Origin of the sequence: Curtobacterium sp. MCBA15_004 (assembly GCF_001865055.2) — a bacterium.
In the GTDB taxonomy this organism is placed as follows: Bacteria; Actinomycetota; Actinomycetes; order Actinomycetales; family Microbacteriaceae; genus Curtobacterium.
Window position 1 is genome coordinate 1907044 of sequence record NZ_CP126266.1, and the last position, 21753, is coordinate 1928796.

Here is a 21753-nt window from a genome sequence, read left to right on the forward strand (position 1 = left end):
TCCGGGCGGGTGTGGAGCGGCGCGTCGTCAGGACGCGCGAGCCGTCCAGCGACCCGCGTCCTTCGTGACGGTGAGCCCGATGCCGAACGCCGTGGACAGCGTCTCGCCGGTCAGGACCTCGTCGATCGGACCGGCCGCCTGCACGTGTCCGTCGGACAGCACGAGTGCGTGCGTGAAGCCCTCGGGGATCTCCTCGACGTGGTGTGTGACGACCACGATCGCGGGCGAGTCGCTGCTCTGGGCGTAGCCGCCGAGGGTGCGGACGAGGCTCTCGCGGGCGCCGAGGTCGAGCGACGCCGCCGGCTCGTCGAGGAACAGCACCTCGGGGTCGGTCATCACGGCGCGGGCGATCTGGACGCGCTTCTGCTCACCGTCGCTCAGCTCGCCGAACGTCCGATCGGTGAACGACCCGAGGCCCCACTCGTCGAGCACGCGCTGGGCACGGCGGACGTCGAGCTCCTCGTACTCCTCGTTCCAGCGCCCGGTGACCGCGTACGCGGCGGTGAGCACGACGTCGACGACCTTCTCGGTCACCGGGATGCGGCGCGCGAGTGCCGTCGACGCGAAGCCGATGCGGGGCCGCAGCTCGGCCAGGTCCGCGCTGCCGAGCTCGGTGCCGAGCACCTCGACCGAACCGGACGTCGGGAAGGTCTGCGCGCCGGCCACCTGCAGCAGCGTGGTCTTGCCCGCGCCGTTCGCGCCGAGCACCACCCAGCGCTCGTCGTCCTGCACCTCCCACGAGATCCCGTCGAGGATGGTGGACCCGTTGCGGACAACGGAGACGTCTGACAAGCGCACGACCGAGGGCATGGCCCCAGCCTACGGCTTCTGTGCGAGCACCTCGTCGTAGACCTGCCGTGTCCGGCGGGCGATCGCGTCCCACGTGAACTCGGTCTCGACGCGCAGGCGGCCCGCGCGTCCCATGAGCTTCGCGAGGCCCTCGTCGGCGAGCACCTCCTCGAGCGTCGCGGCCAGGTCGGCGACGAACCGGTCGGGGTCGTTCGGCGTCCCGGTACCGTCCTGCGCCTGGTCGATCGGCACGATCCGGCCGGTCAGGCCGTCGGCGACGACCTCGGGGATGCCGCCGGTCCGCGTGCCGACGACGGGGATGCCGCACGCCATGGCTTCGAGGTTGACGATGCCGAGGGGCTCGTAGATCGAGGGGCAGACGAAGACCGTGCCGGAGGACAGGACGTTGACGATCTCCTGGTGCGACAGCATCCGGTCGATCCAGACGACGCCCTCGCGCTCGGTCCGGAGGGACTCGACGAGCCCGGTGACCTCGGCCATGATCTCGGGGGTGTCGGGCGCGCCCGCGCAGAGCACGACCTGGACGTCCTCGGGGAGCGACGCGACCGCGCGGAGCAGGTAGGGCAGGCCCTTCTGGCGGGTGATGCGCCCGACGAAGACGACGCTGCGCTTGCCGGGGTCGATGCCGAGCGCGCGGACGGCGTCCTCGTCGACGGTGGGCTTCCACGCGTCGATGTCGATCCCGTTGTAGACGACGCGGACCTTCGCCGGGTCGATCGACGGGTACGAGCGGAGGATGTCGGCGCGCATGGCCTTCGACACCGCGATGACCCCGTCGGCGTTCTCGAACGCCTCGCGCTCCATCCAGCTGGACAGGCGGTACCCGCCGCCGAGCTGCTCGGCCTTCCACGGACGCAGCGGCTCGAGGCTGTGCGCCGAGACGACGTGCGGGATGCCGTGCGTCAACTGGGCGATGCGGCCCGCGGCGTTCGCGTACCAGGTGTGCGAGTGCACGATGTCGGCGCCCGCGACGTCGGCCGCGATGGCGACGTCGGTGCCGAGGGCCTGGAGCGCGCCGTTCGCGTTCTCCAGACCGGCGGGCGTGCGGTACGCCCACACGTCGGGTTCGTCACGGAAGGCCCCGAAGGCCCGGACACGGACGTCCGTCTCCGTCCCCGACCGCAACGCAGCGGTGAGTTCGGCAACGTGGACACCCGCTCCGCCGTAGACCTCCGGCGGATACTCCCTGGTCAGCAGATCGACTCGCACTGGTTCAACGTAACGGGTTCACTGTCCGGACGCCTACTGTGAACCACATGGCACCAAAGAAGGTATTCGGCATCGTCCTCGCCGGTGGCGAGGGCAAGCGGCTCATGCCGCTCACGGCCGACCGCGCGAAGCCCGCAGTCCCGTTCGGCGGCAACTTCCGCCTCATCGACTTCGCGCTCTCCAACCTGGTCAACTCCGGGCTGCAGAAGATCGTGGTCCTGACGCAGTACAAGTCGCACAGCCTCGACCGCCACGTCGCCGAGACCTGGCGCATGGAGGGGCTCCTCGGGTCCTACGTCGCGTCGGTGCCCGCGCAGCAGCGACTCGGCAAGCGCTGGTTCGCCGGCTCGGCCGACGCGATCCTGCAGTCGCTCAACCTGCTCCGTGACGAACGCCCCGACATCGTCGTCGTGGTCGGTGCCGACCACGTCTACCGCATGGACTTCCACCAGATGATCGAGGCCCACATCGCCTCCGGCCGCAGTGCCACGGTCGCGGCGATCCGTCAGCCGATCGGTCTCGCCGACCAGTTCGGCGTCATCCAGGTGGACGAGGAGGACCCGACCAGGATCGACGCGTTCCTCGAGAAGCCGAAGGACGCCGTCGGCCTGGCCGACTCCCCCGACGAGATCCTCGCGTCGATGGGCAACTACGTCTTCAACGCCGACGCGCTCGTCGACGCCGTGCTCCGCGACGGGCAGATCGAGACGAGCAAGCACGACATGGGCGGCGACATCGTCCCCGACTTCGTGGCCCGTGGCGACGCCGGCGTCTACGACCTCAAGGGCAACGACGTGCCGGGGTCGAACGAGCGCGACCGGTACTACTGGCGCGACGTGGGGACGATCGACTCGTTCTTCGACGCCCACATGGACCTCATCGCGCCGGTGCCGGTGTTCAACCTGTACAACCAGGACTGGCCGATCTTCAACCAGCAGACGAACCTGCCCCCGGCGAAGTTCGTGCGCGACGCAAACGGCAACACCGGCTCGACCGTCGACTCGATCGTGTCGCTCGGCTGCCTGCTGTCCGGCGCGCAGGTCGAGCGCAGCGTGATCGGTCCGTGGTGCGGGATCGACTCCGGCGCGAAGGTCCTCGACTCGATCGTGTTCGAGCGGGCCTCGATCGGTGCCGGCGCCGTCGTGAACCGCGCCATCCTCGACAAGGACGTCGTGATCGCCCCCGGCGCCCGGGTCGGCGTCGACCGCGAGACCGACGAGGCCCGCGGCTTCACGGTCACCGAGTCCGGCATCACGGTCGTCGGCAAGGGCGTCCGCGTGGAGGCCTAGGCAGGTCCACCGACCGCCACGCCCGGTCGCGTCCACGACGCGGCACCGGGCCGGGAGGCGCGGCTGACGTCACGGACGTCGGCCGCGCCTCCTGCTGTCGGTACCGTTGGTCCGTGCCCCGCTTCCTCGTCGTCCTCGATGCCGACTCCACGCTGCTCGAGGACGAGGTCATCGAACTGCTCGCCGACCACGCCGGGACCCGGCCACAGGTGCAGGCGGTGACGGAGCGCGCCATGCGCGGCGAACTCGACTTCGCCGCGAGCCTGCGGGAGCGGGTCGCGACCCTGGCGGGCCTCCCGGCCGAGGTGTGCACCCGCGCGCAGCAGGCGGTCCGCGTCACGCGGGGTGCGGACGACCTGGTCCGCGGCGTGCACGCCGCCGGCGGGACCGTCGGTGTGGTGTCGGGCGGGTTCCACGAGGTGCTCGACCCGTTCGCGGCGCGCCTCGGGCTCGACCACTGCCGGGCGAACCGGCTCGAGGTCGTCGACGGCGTCCTCACCGGGCGGGTGTCCGGCGCGGTCGTCGACGCCGCGGCGAAGGCCGAGACCCTGCGCGCCTGGGCCGACGAGGACGGCGTGCCCATGACGCGGACGGTCGCGGTCGGGGACGGGGCGAACGACCTCGTGATGCTCGGCGTCGCGGCGCTCGGGGTGGCGTTCGACGCGAAGCCGCTCGTGCGCGAGCGGGCGGACGTGGCGGTCGTCGACCGAGACCTGTCCGCGGTGCTCGCGACCCTCGGGCTGCGCGGCTAGCGCGGACGCCGGCCGCGGTCGGGCTAGTGACCCATCCCGAGGCCGCCGTCGACGGGGATGACCGCGCCGGAGACGTACCCGGCACCGTCGCCGGCGAGGAACAGCGTCGCCTCGGCCACGTCGTCCACGGTGCCGTAGCGCGCCGCGGGGATCTGCTTCTTGAACTCGGCCTGCAGCTCGTCGGGCAGCGCGGCGGTCATGTCGGTCTGGATGAAGCCGGGCGCGACGACGTTCGCGGTGATGCCGCGGGAGCCGAGCTCGCGCGTGATCGACCGGGCCATGCCGACGAGGGCGGCCTTCGACGACGCGTAGTTGACCTGACCGACCTGGCCGTAGGCGCCGACGACGCTCGACATCAGGACGATGCGGCCGAACTTCGCCTTCATCATGCCCTTCGTGGCGCGCTTGACGACGCGGAAGGTGCCCGTGAGGTTCGTGTCGACGACGCTCGTGAAGTCCTCCTCGGACATGCGGAGCAGCAGCTGGTCGTTCGTGATGCCGGCGTTGGCGACGAGGACCTCGATCGGCCCGAGCTCCGCCTCGACCTGTGAGAACGCGGCGTCGACCGAGGCCGAGTCGGTGATGTCCGCGGCGACCGTGAGCGCACCCTCGGGGCCGCCCTGGCCACTGCGGGAGGTCACGGCGACGCGGTGCCCGGCGGCGACGAAGCGCTCCGCGAGGGCGTGGCCGATGCCGCGGTTGCCGCCGGTGATGAGGACGGTACGGGGGGTGCTCATGGTCGCTCCGTTCGGTGGTGTGGGGCTCGGCGCGCCGTCGGTCTCCCGGCCGGACACGCCCGGACGAGCGTACCGGAGCCGATCCCCGCACTTGTCCCCCGCGCGGCGGGGTGACTGTCGGTGGTGCGGGCTTAGGGTTGTCGGAGACCGAGGGAAGAACACGGGATGAAGTCGACGCAGCGGTACCAAGAGCAGCGACGTCACGACGCCGGTCGTCGTGGGGCGCGACAGCTCCAGAGCACGAACAGCATCACGTCCTTGCCGGACTCGCCCGAGCAGGACCGGGCGCACCGCCTGTCCCGCTACGTGTGGCAGATGGGCGTCCGCGTCGTGTGCTTCGTCGGGGCGGTGCTCATCTGGACCACGTGGCACACCTGGCTCGCGGTCATCCCGATCGTCCTCGCCGCCGTGATCCCGTGGGTCGCGGTCATCGTCGCGAACGCCGGCAACCACACCGAGAGCGACCTCGTGTCCCCGGCCGGTGCGATCGAGCTCTACGACGCGGTCGACCCGCGCCTCCGCGAGCAGCAGGAGGACGCCCGGGCCGAGGCCTACCGCGCCGAGCAGGAACGCCTCCGCGAGCAGGCCCAGCACGCGCAGGAAGAATGGCAGCGCAACGGCGACCGCTCCCGCGTCTGGTCCTCCAAGTCCCGAGCGCACCGCTGATGGGGGCGACGTTCGACCTCTTCACCGAGCCGGGCTCGACGCCGGTGTGCTCCCGTGCCGGGTGCACGAACACCGCGGAGTGGCGGATCAACTGGCGCAACCCGCGCATCCACTCGGTCGACCGCGTGAAGATCTGGGCGGCGTGCGAGGAGCACTGCGACTTCCTCGCCGACTACCTGCGGTCCCGCTCGTTCCCGGTGCGGGTGACCGGCATGCAGGAAGAGGTCGACCACCTGGACGACGTCCGTGCGCGTGAGGACGCCCCGAAGAACGACGTCGGGGTGCGTTCCTCCGGAACCGGGCGATGACCCAGGGGTTCGACCCGAGCACCCGGTACGGGCGCAAGCACGCGGCGAAGATCCGGCAGCAGGCCGGCGGACGACCGCCCGTCGACCCCGACACCACGCCGTCGTCCGACCGCGATGGCGGACCGGGCACCGGCGGCCCCACGCCAGGGTGGCACTTCGTCCGCAGTCGTCGCTGGCTGGGCTACTTCGCGATCGCCGTCGCGTTCGCGATCATCTGCACGCTGTTCGGCATGTGGCAGTGGGACCGCCGGAACGAAGCCGTGCGGGTGAACGAGCAGATCGCCACGAACTACGACCACACCCCGGTGCCCCTCGACCAGGCGCTCCCCCGGGCGTCGAGCTGGGACGACGACCAGACCTGGCTGCGGGTCGAGGTCACCGGACGCTACGACACCGACGAGCAGCTGCTCGTCCGGAACCGGGTGCACAACGGCCAACCCGGCTTCGAGGTGCTCACGCCGCTCGTCACCGCCGACGGTCGTGCGTTCGTGGTCGACCGCGGCTGGGTGCCGACCGGCAACGCCCAGGACGCGCCCGACCACGTCCCGGCCCCGCCGTCGGGCGAGGTCACGGTCACCGCACGCCTGCAGCAGAGCGAGCCGCGGATCCCCGGGCGCACCGACCCGAAGCACACCGACCAGGTCCAGTCGGTCACCCTGCCGGACGTCGCGGACAAGGTCGACGTCCCGATCTGGACGGGTGCGTACGGCCAGCTCGCGACCGAGCGCCCCGGGCCCACCGAGGCACGGCCGCTCGGCTGGGACCGCCCCTCGGCCGACACCGGGCTGCACCTCAGCTACTTCATCCAGTGGTTCCTCTTCGCGTTCGGCGGTTTCGGCTTCCTGGCCTACGTGATGGTGCAGGAGTACCGCAACCTCAACCAGGACGACCCCGAGGAGCGGGAGCGCGCGCTCGAACGGCAGCGGCGCAAGGACGCCAAGCCGCGGTCGGACGACGAGGTCGAGGACGCCCTGCTCGGCGCGCAGCGCTGACGACCGGCGCCGCACCGAACCGAACCGACGACCGGCGCACGGCGCCGACGACGCGGCAACAGCGCCGACCTCCACCGTCAGCGCGCACCGCTCGACGGACGGACGGACAGACGGACGGACAGACGGACGGGAGGCGCGGTGCCAGCCGGCACCGCGCCTCCCGTCCGGTGGGTGCGCCGACCGGCGCACCCTGGCCGCTACGCGAGCTCGATGAGCTCGGCGTAGTCCTTGTTCCAGTGGTCCTCGGTGCCGTCCGGCAGCAGCAGGACCCGCTCGGGGTTCAGGGCCTCGACCGCCCCGGCGTCGTGCGACACGAGCACGACGGCGCCCTCGTAGCCGGCCAGCGCGCCGAGGATCTCCTCGCGCGACGCCGGGTCGAGGTTGTTGGTGGGCTCGTCGAGCAGCAGCACGTTCGCGCCGGAGACCACGATCATCGCCAGGGACAGGCGGGTCTTCTCGCCGCCGGACAGGACGCCGGCCTTCTTGTAGCCGTCGTCACCCGTGAACAGGAACGACCCGAGCACCCGACGGGCCTCGGTCTCGTTGAGCTCGGTGGACGCCGAGACCATGTTCTCGATGACGGTCCGGTTCACGTCGATGTTCTCGTGCTCCTGCGCGTAGTAGCCGATGCGCAGGCCGTGGCCGGGCTGGATCTCCCCCGTGTCGGGCTGGTCGGCGCCCGCGAGGATGCGCAGCAGGGTCGTCTTGCCGGCACCGTTGAAGCCGAGGATGACGACGCGCGAACCGCGGTCGATCGCCAGGTCGACGCCCGCGAAGATCTCGAGCGACCCGTACGACTTCGACAGGCCCTCGGCCATGAGCGGGGTGCGTCCGCACGGCACCGGCGTCGGGAAGCGCAGCTTCGCGACGCGGTCGGCGACGCGCTCGTCCTCGAGCCCGGCGAGCAGCTTGTCGGCGCGCGCGACCATCTGGTGTGCCGCAGCGGCCTTCGACGCCTTCGCCCCGAAGCGCGCGGCCTGGTCCTTGAGGGTCGCGGCCTTCTTCTCGGCGCTCGCGCGCTCCTTGCGGCGGCGCTCCTCGTCGGCGGCACGCTGGCGCTGGTACAGCTTCCAGCCCATGTTGTAGATGTCGATGCTCTGCCGGTTCGCGTCGAGGTAGAAGACGCGGTTCACGACCTCGTCGACGAGTTCGACGTCGTGCGAGATCACGATGACGCCGCCCGGGTAGGTCTTGAGGTGCTCCCGGAGCCACACGACCGAGTCGGCGTCGAGGTGGTTCGTCGGCTCGTCGAGGATCATCGTCTCGGCGTCCGAGAACAGGATCCGGGCGAGCTCGATGCGGCGACGCTGACCGCCGGACAGGGTCTTCAGCTGCTGGTCGAGGATCCGGTCCGGCAGCTTGAGGTTCGACGCGATGGACGCCGCCTCGGCCTCGGCCGCGTAGCCGCCGAGCGCGTTGAACTGGTCGTCGAGCCGGCTGTACCGACGCATGGCCTTCTCGGAGACGGCCGGGTCCTCGCTCGCCATGTCCAGGGTGGCCTGCCGGATGCCCTCGACCAGCTCGCCGAGACCACGGGCGTCGAGGATGCGCTTGCGTGCCGTGTCCTCCGGGTTGCCGGAGCGCGGGTCCTGCGGCAGGTAGCCGATCTCCCCGGTGCGCTCGATCTTGCCGCCGGTCGGCTGCGTCTCACCCGCGAGGGCCTTCGTCATCGTGGTCTTGCCGGCGCCGTTGCGCCCGACCAGACCGATCTTGTCGCCCTTCTCGACGCGGAACGACACGTCCTCCATGAGGAGTCGGGCCCCGACGCGGATCTCGAGTTCGTGCACGGCAAGCACAGAGGACGTCCAATCAGTTGGTGGTTTTGCACAACGGTGTGTGCGGGAGGTGCACCGCTACGCTGACGGGACCGATGGTCACCGAACGGGACCAGCAGTCCATTCTAGGAGAATCCATGACGAACGCCACCGGCTTCGCTCGCCGCGCAGTCCTCGCCGACCGTCTTCGGACCCACGGCCTCGCCACGAACGTCGCACTCGTCGCCGGTGGAGCGCTGTTCACCGCCGCCATGGCACAGGTGCAGGTCCCGATGTGGCCCGTGCCGATCACCGGGCAGACGCTCGCGGTCGTCCTCGTCGGCGCCACCCTCGGTGCCCGCCGTGGCATGCTCTCGCTGCTCGTCTACGCGGTCGCCGGGCTCGCCGGTGCGCCGTTCTTCGCCGAGGCCTCCGGCGGCCTCGCAGCGCTGGCCTCGCCGAGCTTCGGGTACGTCGTCGGCTTCGTCCCCGCCGCGGGCGTCGTCGGCTGGCTCGCTCGTCGCGACTGGGACCGCAAGGTCGGCCGCGCCACCGTCGCCATGCTCCTCGCGAGCGCGATCCCCTTCGTCACGGGGCTGCCCTGGCTCGCGGTCGTGCTCGGTGAGCTCGGCGCGCCGAACGACCTGCAGTCGGTGCTCGCCGCCGGCCTCTACCCGTTCGTCGTCGGCGGTGTCGCCAAGGCGCTCATCGCCGCGGGCCTGCTGCCCCTCACGTGGAAGCTGGTCGGCCGCCGCTGACGCAGCGCGCCGACGCTGCGTCGTGACGCAGCGTCCCGCCCACGAGGGCCCCGCACCGGACGGTGCGGGGCCCTCCGTCGTTCGGGGGGGGGCGGCCACGACCGGGCGGGACACGCCGTGGGTCCAACGCCGAGCGGGCCGGACCGGTCGACCCGACGCGGGGAGGGTGACGAAACGGTCCCGCTCGGCGGTGCCCTGCGCCGACGACGGACGGGAGGCGCGGTGCCGTCGGATCCGCCCGGCGGCGACCCACACCGACGACGGACGGGAGGCGCGGTGCCAGCTGGCACCGCGCCTCCCGTCCGTCTGGGGGTCGCGACTAGATCGAGAAGCCGAGCGCGCGCATCATCTCGCGCCCGTCGTCGGTGATCCGCTCCGGACCCCACGGCGGCATCCACACCCAGTTGATGCGGAACGCGTCGACGATGCCGTCCAGCGCGTTGGCCGTGTCGCCCTCGATGACGTCGGTCAGCGGGCAGCCGGCGCTCGTCAGCGTCATGCTGATGACGAGTGCGTTGGCCTCGTCGTCCATCGCGAGGTCGTAGATCAGGCCGAGGTCGACGATGTTCACGCCGAGCTCGGGGTCCTGGACCTCCTTGAGGCCCTCGACGACCTCGTCGAACTTCTCCGGGGAGAGTGCGGTGATCACGGTCACTCCGCCGTCGTCGCGGCAGCGGCCTGCACGTAGCGGTCGTAGCCCTCGTTCTCGAGACGCTCGGCGAGCTCGGGGCCGCCCTGCTCGGCGACCTTGCCCGCGACGAACACGTGCACGAAATCCGGCTTGATGTAGCGGAGGATGCGCGTGTAGTGCGTGATGAGCAGCACGCCCAGGCCGGTCGCGGCCTTGGCGCGGTTGACGCCCTCGGACACGATCTTCAGCGCGTCGACGTCGAGGCCGGAGTCGGTCTCGTCGAGCACCGCGAACCGGGGCTTGAGGAGCTCGAGCTGCATGATCTCGTGGCGCTTCTTCTCGCCACCGGAGAAGCCCTCGTTGACGTTGCGCTCGGCGAACGCCGGGTCCATCTTGAGGTCGGCCATCGAGCTGCGGAGGTCCTTGACCCAGCCGCGGAGCGCCGGGGCCTCGCCGTCGATCGCGGTCTTCGCGGTGCGCAGGAAGTTCGACACCGTGACGCCCGGGATCTCGACGGGGTACTGCATCGCGAGGAACATGCCCGCCCGGGCGCGCTCGTCGACGCTCATCGCGAGGACGTCCTCGCCGTCGAGGGTGATCGAGCCGCCGACGACGTGGTAGCGCGGGTGACCGGCGATCGTGTAGGCCAGGGTCGACTTGCCGGACCCGTTCGGCCCCATGATCGCGTGGATCTCGCCCTCGTTGATGGTGAGGTCGACACCCTTCAGGATCTCCTTCGTGCCCTGGTCGGTGTCGATCGAGACCTGCAGGTCGCGGATTTCCAGAGTGGACATTGCGTGTGTTCCTTCGTTTGCGGTCGTGCCGCGGACGAGCCGCGGGAAGTCGTTGCGCCCGGTCGGGCGACGGGCACGAGGCCGGTCGACGGACCGGGGACGGTCAGTCGACGGGTACGGGGTCGTGGACGTCGACGTACACGTCGCCGTCCCGGACCTTGACCCGGAAGACCGGGACCGGCTCGTAGGCCGGGAAGTTCTGCGGCTTGCCGGTGGCCAGCGAGAACCGCGAGCCGTGCGCCCAGCACTCGAGGGTGTCCCCCTCGACGAAGCCCTCGGCCAGCGAGATGTCGCCGTGCGTGCAGGTGTCGCCGATGGCGTGCACCGCACCCGCGGAGTCCTTCACGATCGCGACCGCTGTGCCGTCGACGACGACCCGCATCGGGCTGTCGACGGTGATCTCCGACTCGGCGCAGACCTTCTCGGCCATCAGGCGTCCGCCTGCTCGGCGCCGGCCTCGGGCTCGGCGATCACGGTCCGGCCGGCGGCGAGCTCCTGCTCGACCGCGGCGATGAGGCGCTCCTCGAGCTCGGGTGCGCCGATCTTCTGGATGACCTCGACGAGGAAGCCCAGGACGACGAGGCGACGGGCCTCTTCCTCGGGGATGCCGCGGGCCTGCAGGTAGAACAGCTGCTCGTCGTCGAAGCGCCCGGTCGCACTCGCGTGCCCGGCGCCCTCGATGTTGCCCGTCTCGATCTCGAGGTTCGGGATGCTGTCCGCACGCGTGCCGTCCGTGAGGACCAGGTTGCGGTTCTGCTCGTACGAGTCGGTCCCGTCGCCGGCACGGCCGATGAGCACGTCGCCGATCCAGACCGTGTGCGCGCCCTCGCCCTGCAGCGCGCCCTTGTAGTTGACCCGACCGCGCGTGTTCGGCGCGTCGTGGTTCACGTAGACCTGCTGCTCGATGTACTGCCCGGCGTCCGCGAAGTACACGCCGTACATCTCGGTGTCCGCGCCCTGTGCCCCGAGGTGCGTCGACGGGTTGACGCGCACGACGTCACCGCCGAGCGAGACGACCACGTGCTTGAGGAAGGCGTCACGGCCGACCTCGGCGAACTGCGTCGACACGTGCACGGCGTCGTCGTCCCAGTCCTGCAGGCTGACGACGGTCAGGCGAGCGCCGTCCCGCACGACGATCTCGACGTTCTCGCTGAGCAGTGCGGACCCGCGGTTGTCGATCACGACGATGCCCTGCGCGTGCTGCTCGGCGGTGATGACCGTGTGCGCGGCACGAGCCTGCGAGCCGAAGTCCGACCGCGTGATCGTGATCGACTCGTGGGCCTCGGTCGCCTTGATCGTGACCTTCAGCACAGCGTCGCGTGCGGTCCAGGCCGCCGCGGCCGCACGGTCCTCCGGCAGGCCAGCGGTCCCGACGGCCGGGTCGTCGCTGCGACCCCACTCGACGTCGGCACCCGCGGTCTGACGGGCGAGGAACGGGTACGCGGATCCGTCGAGCCCGCCGTCGAGCAACGGCTGCAGCTTGGCGATCGGCGCGAACTTCCAGTTCACCTCGCGCCCGGTCACGGGCGGGAAGGCTTCGAGGTCACCGGACTGCGGACGCTCGGAGCGCGTCTGGACCGGGACCTTCTTCTCGGCGCCGTCGGCGGTCGGGGCGTCCCAGCCGCCGTCGGAGTGCGCCTTCGCGCCGTGCTGCTCCGAGCCGGGGGCCGGGGCGACCGGCTGGTCGATGCGGGGGGTGGGCGTGGTGCTGCTCACTAGCCGACGGATCCTTCCATGCTCATCTCGATGAGCTTGTTGAGTTCGAGTGCGTACTCCATCGGGAGCTCGCGGGCGATCGGCTCGATGAAGCCGCGGACGATCATCGCCATCGCCTCGTCCTCGGGCATGCCGCGGGACATGAGGTAGAACAGCTGCTCCTCGCTCACGCGCGAGACCGTGGCCTCGTGGCCGAGCTGCACGTCGTCGACGCGGATGTCGATCGCCGGGTAGGTGTCACTGCGGCTGACCGTGTCGACCAGGAGCGCGTCGCACCGGACGGTGTTCGCCGCGTGGTGGGCGCCCGGGTCGACCCGGACCTCGCCGCGGTACCCGGCACGACCGCCACCGCGGGCGATGGACTTCGAGACGATCGACGACGTCGTGTACGGCGCCATGTGGATCATCTTCGCGCCGGCGTCCTGGTGCTGACCCGGACCGGCGAACGCGACCGAGAGGGTCTCGCCCTTGGCGTGCTCGCCAGCGAGGTAGATCGACGGGTACTTCATCGTGACCTTGGAGCCGATGTTGCCGTCGATCCACTCCATCGTGGCGCCCTCGTGCGCGATGGCACGCTTGGTCACGAGGTTGTAGACGTTGTTCGACCAGTTCTGGATCGTCGTGTAGCGCACACGGGCGTTCTTCTTCACGATGATCTCGACCACGGCGGAGTGGAGCGAGTCCGACTTGTAGATCGGCGCGGTGCAGCCCTCGATGTAGTGGACGTAGGAGTCCTCGTCCGCGATGATCAGCGTCCGCTCGAACTGGCCCATGTTCTCGGTGTTGATCCGGAAGTAGGCCTGCAGCGGGATCTCGACGTGCACGCCCTTCGGGACGTAGACGAACGAGCCGCCCGACCACACGGCGGCGTTCAGCGCGGCGAACTTGTTGTCGCCGGCCGGGATGACGGAGCCGAAGTACTCCTCGAAGAACTCCGGGTGCTCGCGGAGCGCCGTGTCGGTGTCCATGAAGATGACGCCCTGCTGCTCCAGGTCCTCGCGGATCTGGTGGTAGACGACCTCGGACTCGTACTGCGCGGCGACACCGGCGACGAGGCGCTGACGCTCGGCCTCGGGGATGCCGAGGCGCTCGTAGGTCGCCCGGATGTCCTCGGGCAGGTCTTCCCAGGACTGCGCCTGCTTCTCGGTCGACTTGACGAAGTACTTGATGTTGTCGAAGTCGATGTCCGACAGGTCGGCACCCCAGGAGGGCATCGGCTTGCGGTCGAAGAGGGTCAGGGCCTTGAGCCGGTTCTTCAGCATCCACTCCGGCTCGGACTTGCGAGCCGAGATGTCGCGGACGACCTCCTCGGACAGGCCGCGGCGGGCGGAGGCCCCGGCGGTGTCGGAGTCGGACCAGCCGAACTCGTACTGGCCGAGCCCTTCGAGCTCGGGACGGTCGATGAGCACGTCGGACATGGTCTCCTCAATTCTCTTCGCGGCAGCTGCAGCCGGTGCAACCGGTCGGTGTCGGACGACATTCCACCGCAGACCCCCGACACGGTGCTGCCGTGTGCCGCGGACGCGGTGTTGCTGCCTCGCAACGTCGATGGTCCCACGCAGTCCCCGGATCGATCGGCGATCACGGCCCATTCGGAGCCGGCGCCTGCCTAGACTTGACTGCTGCTGAACCCTCGAATCCTACAGGCTCAGCGCACCGAACAACAGGAAGGCACCATCCTCGTGACCCGCGTCGGACCACCCGTCGAACAGCACGTCGCACACGACGGCCGGACCGCACGGTGGTGGTCCCTCCCCCGGGCGGTCGACCCCCGCGTGATCTGGCTCGCGTGGGCGTCCTTCGTGGTCGAGGTCGTCCTGATCGGCACCGGCGGGCTCGTCCGGCTCACGGCGTCCGGGCTCGGCTGCCCGACGTGGCCGAAGTGCACGGCCGAGTCGCTCGTGTCGACGCCCGAGATGGGCATCCACGGCGTGATCGAGTTCGGGAACCGGCTCCTCACCTTCGTGCTCGTCGTCGTCGCGATCGCCACCTTCCTGGCCGTCGTCCGGATGCGCCGCACCCGCCCGGAGCTGTTCTGGCTCGCCTTCGCCCAGGGCATCGCCATCCCGGTGCAGGCGGTCATCGGTGGCCTGAGCGTGCTCACGAACCTCAACCCGTTCGTCGTCGGCCTGCACTTCGTGGTCTCGGCGACCCTCGTGGCGGTCACCGCGACGCTCGTGTACCGGTCGATGAACGGCCCCCGCGCCGCGGCCCGTCTGGTCCCGGCGTGGTACACCGGCGTCGTCCGTGCGACCGTCGCGGCCGTCGCGGTCACGGTGCTCGTTGGCATCCTCACGACCGGGAGCGGCCCGCACGCCGGCGCCGACGAAGCCGTCGACGGCGGACGACTCCACCGCACGGGCTTCGACCCGCAGCTCATGGAGCACCTGCACGCGGTCCCGGCCTACGTCCTGTTCGCCCTGACGCTCGTCCTCGTCGCCGGTGCGGTGGTGCTGCGCATGTCGAGCCGGTGGGCACTCGTGCTCCTCGTCGTCGAGTTCGTGCAGATCGCGGTCGGCCTCACCCAGGCGCGCACCGGCCTCCCCGTCGGACTCGTCGGCACGCACATGGTCCTCGCGGGTCTGCTCGTCGGCGCGGTCACGGTCGTCGTGCTCTCGACGCGCGCGAGCGCCGGTCGCCAGGCCGTGCGGGAGCCCCTGCACGCCTGACCCGTCCACACCACTGGACGATGCCCCGCGCGCCCTCGGCGCGCGGGGCATCGTCGCGTCCGGGCGGACGGCGTCGCACGCGCCCGGCGCGCGCGACATCGTCGACGTCGCACGACAGCGGCGATGACGCAGACAGCCGCCCCACGGACACTCGGCCGCGTCGTGCGACGACTCCGACGTCGGACGACAGCGGCGATGACGCTCGACAGCGACGGGGCCCCTGCGACCGGACCACCCACGCGACGGGAGGCGCGCAACCAGCCCGCCACGCGCCTCCCGGCCTGCCACCCGTCGGACGGGAGGCGCGCAACCAGCCCGCCACGCGCCTCCCGGCCTGCCACCCGTCGGACGGGAGGCACGGATCCGGCCAGGCGGCGCGGCGTGCGACCCGCGGGACTACACCGAGAAGGTGAAGACCTGCGGCAGCAGCGGGTCGATGCCCACGGCGATGAACAGCAGCGTCAGGTACGTGATGGAGCTGTGGAACACGCGCATCGGCTGGACGTGCTCGACGTGCTGGATCGCCCGCGAGTACAGGCGGTGCGACTCGACGACGAACCAGATGCCCCCGGCCAGCGCGACCACGGTGTAGAGCGGACCCATGTTCGCGACGGGCACGAGCAACAGCGAGCAGACGAGCGTCGCCCACGCGTACAGGACGACCTGGAGCCCGACGACCGTGCGGCCCCGCACGACGGCGAGCATCGGCACGTCGGCGGCGTCGTAGTCGTCGCGGTACTTCATCGACAGCGGCCAGTAGTGCGGCGGCGTCCAGAGGAAGATCACCATGAACAGGATGATCGGCGTCCAGGACAGCGAACCGGTGACCCCGGCCCAGCCGATGAGCACGGGCATGCAGCCGGCCGAGCCACCCCAGACGATGTTCTGCGGCGTCCGACGCTTGAGCCAGAGCGTGTAGACGCACACGTAGATGAGGATCGCGACGACGCTCAGCGCGGCGGCGAGCCAGTTGACCAGGAACCCGAGGACCGCGGTCGACAGGACGGCGAGCACCCACGAGAACACCAGGGCCTCGCGGTCGGACAGCTCCCCCGTCACGAGCGGACGCGTGCTCGTGCGCTTCATCAGCCGGTCGATGTCGCGGTCGATGTAGCAGTTGAACGCCGAGGCGGAGCCCGCAGACATCGCGCCGCCGAGCATCGTCCAGAACACGAGCCAGAGGTCCGGCACGCCGCGTTCGGCGAGGAACATCGTCGGCGCGGTCGTCACGAGCAGCAGCTCCATCACGCGCGGCTTCGTCAGCGAGACGTACGCACGGACCTTGCGGGACAGCGTCGAACGGGGTCGATCGGTGTCCGGCCGGGTCACGGTGGCAGTCGGCAAGGGAACCTCAGTCTGTTCGCATCGGCTCGCACACTCGGTGGACGGCTCCGTCGTCGTCGGGGCGTGCGTCGACCCGGAATGCACACGGGTCACCGTCAGTTTAGGCCATCACGGCGCCGCGACGATGCCCCGCCCCGCCGGACCGGTCGACGTCCGACACCAGACCGTGTCACCTGAACACCTTCTGAGTACGTGGTCACTATGCTGGGGGTGCCCTCCCGCAGTGCGTGCCCCGAAGACGTCGGCCGCACCGTGCCGGATCGGCCGCCGCTCGACGGCGACACGACACACGGCCCGGGACGGCGACCATGTCCGTGCGATGGCACGAGCCCTCGCACATGTCGCAACAACGAAGGGTCTACATCCAAGTGGCTGAATTCACCTGGGACGCCATCGACCGGAAGGCCGTCGACACGGCACGGGTCCTCGCCGCCGATTCGGTCGAGGCCGCCGGCAACGGTCACCCCGGCACCGCGATGAGCCTCGCTCCCGTCGCCCACCTGCTCTTCCAGAAGGTGATGCGTCGCGACCCCAGCGACTCCACCTGGATCGGCCGCGACCGCTTCATCCTCTCCGCCGGTCACGCCTCGATCCTGCAGTACGTGCAGTTCTACCTGCACGGCTACGGCCTCGAGCTCGAGGACCTGCAGCACCTGCGCAAGTGGGGCTCGAAGACCCCGGGTCACCCGGAGTACGGCCACACCGACGGTGTCGAGATCACCACCGGCCCGCTCGGCCAGGGCCTCGCCTCGGCCGTCGGCTTCGGCTACGCGCAGCGCTTCGAGCGCGGCCTGTTCGACCCGGAGACCGCCGACGGCGAGTCGCCGTTCGACCACTTCACCTACGTGATCGCCGGTGACGGCGACATGCAGGAGGGCGTCACGAACGAGGCCGCGAGCCTCGCCGGTCGCCAGCAGCTCGGTCGCCTGGTCGTGTTCTACGACTCGAACCAGATCTCGATCGAGGACGACACCGACATCGCCTTCTCCGAGGACGTCGCGGCTCGCTACGAGGCGCTCGGCTGGCACGTCCAGCACGTCGACTGGAAGAAGACCGGCGAGTACTCCGAGGACGTCGAGTCCCTGTACCGCGCCGTCGAGGCCGCCAAGGCCGAGACGACCAAGCCGTCGCTCATCGTCCTCAAGACGATCATCGGTTGGCCGTCGCCGACCAAGCAGAACTCCGGCAAGATCCACGGCTCGGCCCTCGGTGCCGACGAGCTCAAGGGCCTCAAGGAGGTCCTCGGCTTCGACCCGGAGAAGACCTTCGAGGTCGACCCCGAGGTGCTCGAGTACACCCGCGGCGCCATCGCCAAGGGCCAGGTCGAGCACGCCGAGTGGCAGCAGACCTTCGACGCGTGGGCCGCGGCCAACCCGGAGAAGAAGGCGATGCTCGACCGCATCAACTCGGGCGAGCTCCCCGAGGGCCTCGAGGAGGCCCTCCCGGTGTTCTCCACCGAGAAGGAGGTGTCGACCCGTGCCGCCTCCGGCAAGGTGATCAACGCCATCGCGCCGCTCATGCCCGAGTTCTGGGGCGGTTCGGCGGACCTCGCCGAGTCGAACCTGACCACCATCGAGGGCGCCAAGTCCTTCGGTCCCGCCGAGGCGAGCACGAAGACCTGGTCGACCGACCCGTACGGCCGCGTGCTGCACTTCGGCATCCGCGAGCACGCGATGGGCTCGATCCTGTCGGGCATCGTCCTGCACGGGAACACCCGCCCCTTCGGCGGCACGTTCCTGATCTTCAGCGACTACATGCGCCCGGCCGTCCGTCTCGCCGCGCTCATGGGCGCGCCGGCGATCTACGTCTGGACGCACGACTCCATCGCCCTCGGCGAGGACGGCCCGACGCACCAGCCGATCGAGCAGCTCACGGCCCTCCGTGCGATCCCGGGTCTCGACGTCGTCCGTCCGGCCGACGCCAACGAGGTCGCGTACGCCTGGCTCGAGATGCTCAAGCACAAGGACCGCCCGGCCGGCATCGCGCTGAGCCGCCAGAACCTCCCCGTCTTCGAGCGTGGCGAGGGCGAGGCGTCCGGCGAGACCTTCGCCTCGGCGAAGAACGTCGGCAAGGGTGCGTACATCCTGGCCGAGGCGCCGAACGGCACCCCGGACGTGATCCTCATCGCGACCGGTTCCGAGGTCCAGATCGCGGTCGACGCACGCGAGCAGCTCAAGGGCGAGGGCATCAACGCCCGCGTCGTGAGCGCGCCGTCGCTCGAGTGGTTCTTCGAGCAGTCGGAGAACTACCGCGACCAGGTCCTGCCGAAGGACGTCACCGCCCGCGTCTCGGTCGAGGCCGGCATCGGCATGAGCTGGCGCGACATCGTCGGCGACAAGGGCCGCAGCGTCTCGATCGAGCACTTCGGTGCGTCGGCCGACTACCAGCGTCTGTTCGCCGAGTTCGGCTTCACGACCGAGCACGTCGTGGCCGCCGCCAAGGAATCGATCGCAGCTTCCTGACCCACCGGGGCCGGGTCCGGGACACCGGATCAGGCCCTCCTGCCGGGAGGCGCGGCTCGGCTCCGCCACGCGCCTCCCGTCCGCAGGACCCAGACTCAACGGCCCCACACGGGCCCGTCACAGAAGAAGGAACCATGGCTGAGAACACCCCCACCGCCGCCCTCTCCGAGGTCGGCGTCAGCATCTGGCTCGACGACCTGTCGCGCGAGCTGCTCGAGACCGGCAAGCTGACCGAGCTCATCGAGCAGAAGAACGTCGTCGGCGTCACCACCAACCCGACGATCTTCGCCTCGGCCCTCGCCAAGGGCGAGCGCTACGACGCGCAGGTCAAGGAGCTCGCCGCGGCGGGCACCGACGTCACCGCGGCGATCTTCGAGATCACCACGCAGGACGTCGCGAACGCGTCCGACGTCTTCAAGCCGATCTACGACGAGACCAAGGGCTTCGACGGCCGCGTCTCGATCGAGGTCGAGCCGGGCCTCGCGCACGACACCGCGAAGACCATCGAGCAGGCCAAGTTCCTGTTCGACAAGGTCGGCCGCGAGAACGTCCTCATCAAGATCCCCGCGACCGTCGAGGGCCTCGAGGCCATCACCGAGGTCATCGGTGCCGGCATCTCGGTGAACGTCACCCTGATCTTCTCGCTCGAGCGCTACCGCGCCGTCATCGACGCCTACCTCGGTGGGCTCGAGAAGGCCAAGGCCGCCGGCCACGACCTGTCGAAGATCCACTCGGTCGCGTCGTTCTTCGTGTCGCGCGTCGACTCCGAGATCGACAAGCGTCTCGACGCCGTCGGCACGGACGAGGCGAAGGCCCTCAAGTCGAAGGCCGGCATCGCGAACGCCCAGCTCGCCTACCAGGTCTGGACCGAGCTCTTCTCCACCGAGCGTGCCCTCGGCCTGCTCGAGGCCGGCGCGAACACGCAGCGTCCGCTCTGGGCCTCGACCGGCGTCAAGGACCCGTCGCTGCCCGACACCCTGTACGTGACGGAGCTCGCCGCGCCGAACACCGTGAACACCATGCCGGGCAAGACGCTCGACGCCACGTTCGACCACGGTGAGATCCACGGCGACGCCATCGCCGGCTCGTTCGACGACGCCCAGCAGGTCCTCGACCAGCTCGCCGCCGTCGGCATCGACTACGACGACGTCGTGGCGCTGCTCGAGAAGGAGGGTGTCGACAAGTTCAACGTCTCCTGGGGCGAGCTCGTCGACACGGTGAAGACCGCGCTCGAGAACGCCAAGTAAGTGACGGTCTCCATCGCTGCCACCGGCGACGCCGCACGGGCCGTCGAGACGACGGTCCCGCGGCTCGTCGCCGACCTGGTCGCGTCGGGCATCACCGCGCAGGACCCCGAGCTCTGGGGTCCGGACGCCGAGGCCGAGGCGTCGAAGCGCCTCGGCTGGGTGGAGGCCGTCGCGGTCTCCCGCCCGCTCGTCGCCGAGATCACCGCGCTGCGGGACTCGCTCCGTGCCGAGGGGATCGACCGCGTCGTCCTCGCCGGCATGGGCGGCTCCTCGCTGGCGCCCGAGGTGATCACGCGCACGGCCGGCGTCCCGCTGACGGTGCTCGACTCGACCGACCCCGCCCAGGTGCGGGCAGCGGTGGAGCACGACCTCGAGCGCACGGTGCTCGTGGTCTCGTCGAAGTCCGGCTCGACCGTCGAGACGGACGCACAACGCCGGGTGTTCGAACAGGCGTTCCGTGACGCGGGGCTCGACCCCGCGTCACGGATCGTCGTCGTCACCGACCCGGGTTCGCCGCTCGAAGCGGCGGCCACCGACGCGGGACACCGCGTCTTCACGGCCGACCCGAACGTGGGCGGCCGGTTCTCGGCGCTCACCGCGTTCGGTCTCGTTCCCTCCGGGCTCGCGGGCGCGGACATCGCCGAGCTGCTCGACGAGGCCGAGGCGATCTCGGTCCTCCTCGCGGTCGACACCGACGAGAACCCGGGCCTCGTGCTCGGTGCCGTGCTCGCCGGGACGCAGCCCCTCCGGGACAAGATCGCGATCGTCGCGGACGGCACCCACATCGTCGGCTTCGGCGACTGGGCCGAGCAGCTCATCGCCGAGTCGACCGGCAAGGACGGTCGCGGACTGCTCCCGGTGGTGCTCGACCCCGACTCCCCCGAGATCACGGCCGGTGTGCCCGACGTGCAGGTCGTGCGCCTCGTCGGTTCGCGCGACGACGAACGCCACGTCGACGACGGCGAGGTCGAGATCGCCGGCTCCCTCGGCGGTCAGCTCCTGGTCTGGGAGTACGCCGTCGCGGTCGCCGGCCGCCTGCTCGGCATCGACCCGTTCGACCAGCCCGACGTCGAGGCCGCGAAGGCGGCCACGCGCGAGCTGCTCGACGCGCGCCCCGCACCGTCGGAGCCGGCCTTCGTCGAGGACGGCACCGCCGTCCGCGCGACGCCCGGACTCGCGGTCGGGACCTCCATCGCCCAGGCCGTGTCGAGCCTCCTGGCCGAGGTGGACGCGACCGGCTACCTGGCCGTGCAGGCCTACGTCGACCGCACCGCGAACGCCGACCTGGCGTCGCTGCGCGACGCCTTCGCGGCCCGCACGGGCCGCCCGGTCACGTTCGGCTGGGGCCCCCGGTTCCTGCACTCGACCGGCCAGTACCACAAGGGCGGTCCCGCGAACGGTGTGTTCCTGCAGATCGTGGCGGACCACGCCGACGACCTCGCGATCCCCGGTCGGCCGTTCACGTTCGGCCAGCTCATCCAGGCCCAGGCCGCCGGGGACGCGAGCGTCCTCGCCGCGCACGGCCGCCCGGTCCTGACCCTCACGACGACGGACGTCGCCGCTGTCACCACAGCACTGCGCTCCGCCGTCTCCCTCTGACTCTCGAAGGAGTTCA

At 70.6% G+C, this 21753-nt stretch carries 20 protein-coding genes; 10 read left to right on the plus strand and 10 right to left on the minus strand.

The window, feature by feature from the left end; all coding sequences use genetic code 11:
- Positions 1–27: 27 nt before the first annotated feature.
- Together QOL16_RS08995 and glgA are read right to left on the minus strand one after the other, a co-directional pair.
- Positions 28–810, minus strand: a complete 783-nt coding sequence (locus tag QOL16_RS08995) for an ABC transporter ATP-binding protein (protein WP_065959006.1) — start codon at positions 808–810, stop codon at positions 28–30.
- Positions 811–819: 9 nt separating this feature from the next.
- Positions 820–2019: a glycogen synthase gene (gene glgA / locus QOL16_RS09000; protein WP_071281926.1), complete on the minus strand. Its 1200-nt coding sequence runs from the start codon at positions 2017–2019 to the stop codon at positions 820–822.
- Between the two features lie 47 nt (positions 2020–2066).
- On the opposite strand from glgA, the gene glgC reads away from it, so the two are divergent.
- Positions 2067–3308, plus strand: a complete 1242-nt coding sequence (glgC, locus tag QOL16_RS09005) for a glucose-1-phosphate adenylyltransferase (protein WP_065959011.1) — start codon at positions 2067–2069, stop codon at positions 3306–3308.
- Between the two features lie 113 nt (positions 3309–3421).
- Complete coding sequence (gene serB / locus QOL16_RS09010) at positions 3422–4060, plus strand: phosphoserine phosphatase SerB (RefSeq protein WP_065959012.1); 639 nt, start codon at positions 3422–3424, stop codon at positions 4058–4060.
- 23 nt (positions 4061–4083) lie between these two features.
- Here serB and fabG read toward each other — a convergent pair whose 3' ends face one another.
- Positions 4084–4797: a 3-oxoacyl-ACP reductase FabG gene (gene fabG, locus QOL16_RS09015; protein ID WP_071281928.1), complete on the minus strand. Its 714-nt coding sequence runs from the start codon at positions 4795–4797 to the stop codon at positions 4084–4086.
- Positions 4798–4962: 165 nt separating this feature from the next.
- On the opposite strand from fabG, the gene QOL16_RS09020 reads away from it, so the two are divergent.
- Genes QOL16_RS09020 through QOL16_RS09030 form a run of 3 tightly spaced genes read left to right on the plus strand, consistent with a single transcriptional unit; the run spans position 4963 to position 6763 of the window.
- The gene (locus tag QOL16_RS09020) at positions 4963–5463 is read left to right on the plus strand and encodes a DUF3099 domain-containing protein (protein WP_071281930.1); all 501 of its coding nucleotides are present in this window, start codon (positions 4963–4965) and stop codon (positions 5461–5463) included.
- Positions 5463–5771 (plus strand): hypothetical protein, encoded by a 309-nt coding sequence (locus QOL16_RS09025; protein WP_065959017.1) that lies wholly within the window; start codon positions 5463–5465, stop codon positions 5769–5771. The genes QOL16_RS09020 and QOL16_RS09025 overlap by 1 nt, the downstream gene beginning before the upstream one ends.
- The gene (locus QOL16_RS09030) at positions 5768–6763 is read left to right on the plus strand and encodes an SURF1 family protein (RefSeq protein WP_083393971.1); all 996 of its coding nucleotides are present in this window, start codon (positions 5768–5770) and stop codon (positions 6761–6763) included. Before QOL16_RS09025 ends, QOL16_RS09030 begins: the two co-directional genes overlap by 4 nt.
- 197 nt (positions 6764–6960) lie before the next feature.
- On the opposite strand, the gene QOL16_RS09035 is transcribed toward QOL16_RS09030, so the two are convergent.
- The gene (locus QOL16_RS09035) at positions 6961–8559 is read right to left on the minus strand and encodes an ABC-F family ATP-binding cassette domain-containing protein (protein WP_065959018.1); all 1599 of its coding nucleotides are present in this window, start codon (positions 8557–8559) and stop codon (positions 6961–6963) included.
- A gap of 116 nt (positions 8560–8675) precedes the next feature.
- On the opposite strand from QOL16_RS09035, the gene QOL16_RS09040 reads away from it, so the two are divergent.
- Positions 8676–9275 (plus strand): biotin transporter BioY, encoded by a 600-nt coding sequence (locus tag QOL16_RS09040; protein WP_071247050.1) that lies wholly within the window; start codon positions 8676–8678, stop codon positions 9273–9275.
- Positions 9276–9594: 319 nt separating this feature from the next.
- On the opposite strand, the gene QOL16_RS09045 is transcribed toward QOL16_RS09040, so the two are convergent.
- The 5 genes from QOL16_RS09045 to sufB all read right to left on the minus strand — a co-directional run bounded on the left by QOL16_RS09045 (position 9595) and on the right by sufB (position 13834).
- Positions 9595–9924 (minus strand): metal-sulfur cluster assembly factor, encoded by a 330-nt coding sequence (locus QOL16_RS09045; RefSeq protein ID WP_022902786.1) that lies wholly within the window; start codon positions 9922–9924, stop codon positions 9595–9597.
- A gap of 2 nt (positions 9925–9926) precedes the next feature.
- Positions 9927–10700: a Fe-S cluster assembly ATPase SufC gene (sufC, locus tag QOL16_RS09050; protein ID WP_065959025.1), complete on the minus strand. Its 774-nt coding sequence runs from the start codon at positions 10698–10700 to the stop codon at positions 9927–9929.
- Positions 10701–10803: 103 nt separating this feature from the next.
- The gene (locus tag QOL16_RS09055) at positions 10804–11130 is read right to left on the minus strand and encodes a non-heme iron oxygenase ferredoxin subunit (protein WP_083394845.1); all 327 of its coding nucleotides are present in this window, start codon (positions 11128–11130) and stop codon (positions 10804–10806) included.
- Entirely contained in the window at positions 11130–12416 is a 1287-nt protein-coding gene (gene sufD / locus QOL16_RS09060; protein WP_065959030.1) for a Fe-S cluster assembly protein SufD, read from the minus strand. The genes QOL16_RS09055 and sufD overlap by 1 nt, the downstream gene beginning before the upstream one ends.
- On the minus strand, positions 12416–13834 hold the full coding sequence (sufB, locus tag QOL16_RS09065) for a Fe-S cluster assembly protein SufB (protein WP_065959033.1): 1419 nt from the start codon (positions 13832–13834) through the stop codon (positions 12416–12418). The genes sufD and sufB overlap by 1 nt, the downstream gene beginning before the upstream one ends.
- Before the next feature lie 264 nt (positions 13835–14098).
- On the opposite strand from sufB, the gene QOL16_RS09070 reads away from it, so the two are divergent.
- On the plus strand, positions 14099–15085 hold the full coding sequence (locus QOL16_RS09070; protein ID WP_083229936.1) for a heme A synthase: 987 nt from the start codon (positions 14099–14101) through the stop codon (positions 15083–15085).
- A 396-nt stretch (positions 15086–15481) separates the two neighbouring features.
- Here QOL16_RS09070 and QOL16_RS09075 read toward each other — a convergent pair whose 3' ends face one another.
- Positions 15482–16414: a heme o synthase gene (locus QOL16_RS09075; protein ID WP_065959037.1), complete on the minus strand. Its 933-nt coding sequence runs from the start codon at positions 16412–16414 to the stop codon at positions 15482–15484.
- Positions 16415–16797: 383 nt separating this feature from the next.
- On the opposite strand from QOL16_RS09075, the gene tkt reads away from it, so the two are divergent.
- The 3 genes from tkt to QOL16_RS09090 all read left to right on the plus strand — a co-directional run bounded on the left by tkt (position 16798) and on the right by QOL16_RS09090 (position 21737).
- Positions 16798–18891 (plus strand): transketolase, encoded by a 2094-nt coding sequence (gene tkt / locus QOL16_RS09080; RefSeq protein ID WP_071281935.1) that lies wholly within the window; start codon positions 16798–16800, stop codon positions 18889–18891.
- A 134-nt stretch (positions 18892–19025) separates the two neighbouring features.
- The gene (gene tal / locus QOL16_RS09085; protein WP_071247045.1) at positions 19026–20138 is read left to right on the plus strand and encodes a transaldolase; all 1113 of its coding nucleotides are present in this window, start codon (positions 19026–19028) and stop codon (positions 20136–20138) included.
- A complete protein-coding gene (locus QOL16_RS09090) occupies positions 20139–21737 on the plus strand; it encodes a glucose-6-phosphate isomerase (RefSeq protein ID WP_065959046.1) in 1599 nt (532 codons plus the stop codon). It abuts the gene before it with no gap.
- Positions 21738–21753 lie beyond the last annotated feature (16 nt).

What these genes read in the sequence shown, in the direction of transcription:
- glgC (WP_065959011.1), top strand. Translation starts at nt 2,067, where the DNA reads ATGGCACCAAAGAAGGTATTCGGCATCGTCCTCGCCGGTGGCGAGGGC.
- fabG (WP_071281928.1), bottom strand. Translation starts at nt 4,797, where the DNA reads ATGAGCACCCCCCGTACCGTCCTCATCACCGGCGGCAACCGCGGCATC.
- tal (WP_071247045.1), top strand. Translation starts at nt 19,026, where the DNA reads ATGGCTGAGAACACCCCCACCGCCGCCCTCTCCGAGGTCGGCGTCAGC.
- QOL16_RS09040 (WP_071247050.1), top strand. Translation starts at nt 8,676, where the DNA reads ATGACGAACGCCACCGGCTTCGCTCGCCGCGCAGTCCTCGCCGACCGT.
- QOL16_RS09055 (WP_083394845.1), bottom strand. Translation starts at nt 11,130, where the DNA reads ATGGCCGAGAAGGTCTGCGCCGAGTCGGAGATCACCGTCGACAGCCCG.
- QOL16_RS09030 (WP_083393971.1), top strand. Translation starts at nt 5,768, where the DNA reads ATGACCCAGGGGTTCGACCCGAGCACCCGGTACGGGCGCAAGCACGCG.
- QOL16_RS09025 (WP_065959017.1), top strand. Translation starts at nt 5,463, where the DNA reads ATGGGGGCGACGTTCGACCTCTTCACCGAGCCGGGCTCGACGCCGGTG.
- QOL16_RS08995 (WP_065959006.1), bottom strand. Translation starts at nt 810, where the DNA reads ATGCCCTCGGTCGTGCGCTTGTCAGACGTCTCCGTTGTCCGCAACGGG.
- sufB (WP_065959033.1), bottom strand. Translation starts at nt 13,834, where the DNA reads ATGTCCGACGTGCTCATCGACCGTCCCGAGCTCGAAGGGCTCGGCCAG.
- QOL16_RS09020 (WP_071281930.1), top strand. Translation starts at nt 4,963, where the DNA reads ATGAAGTCGACGCAGCGGTACCAAGAGCAGCGACGTCACGACGCCGGT.
- sufC (WP_065959025.1), bottom strand. Translation starts at nt 10,700, where the DNA reads ATGTCCACTCTGGAAATCCGCGACCTGCAGGTCTCGATCGACACCGAC.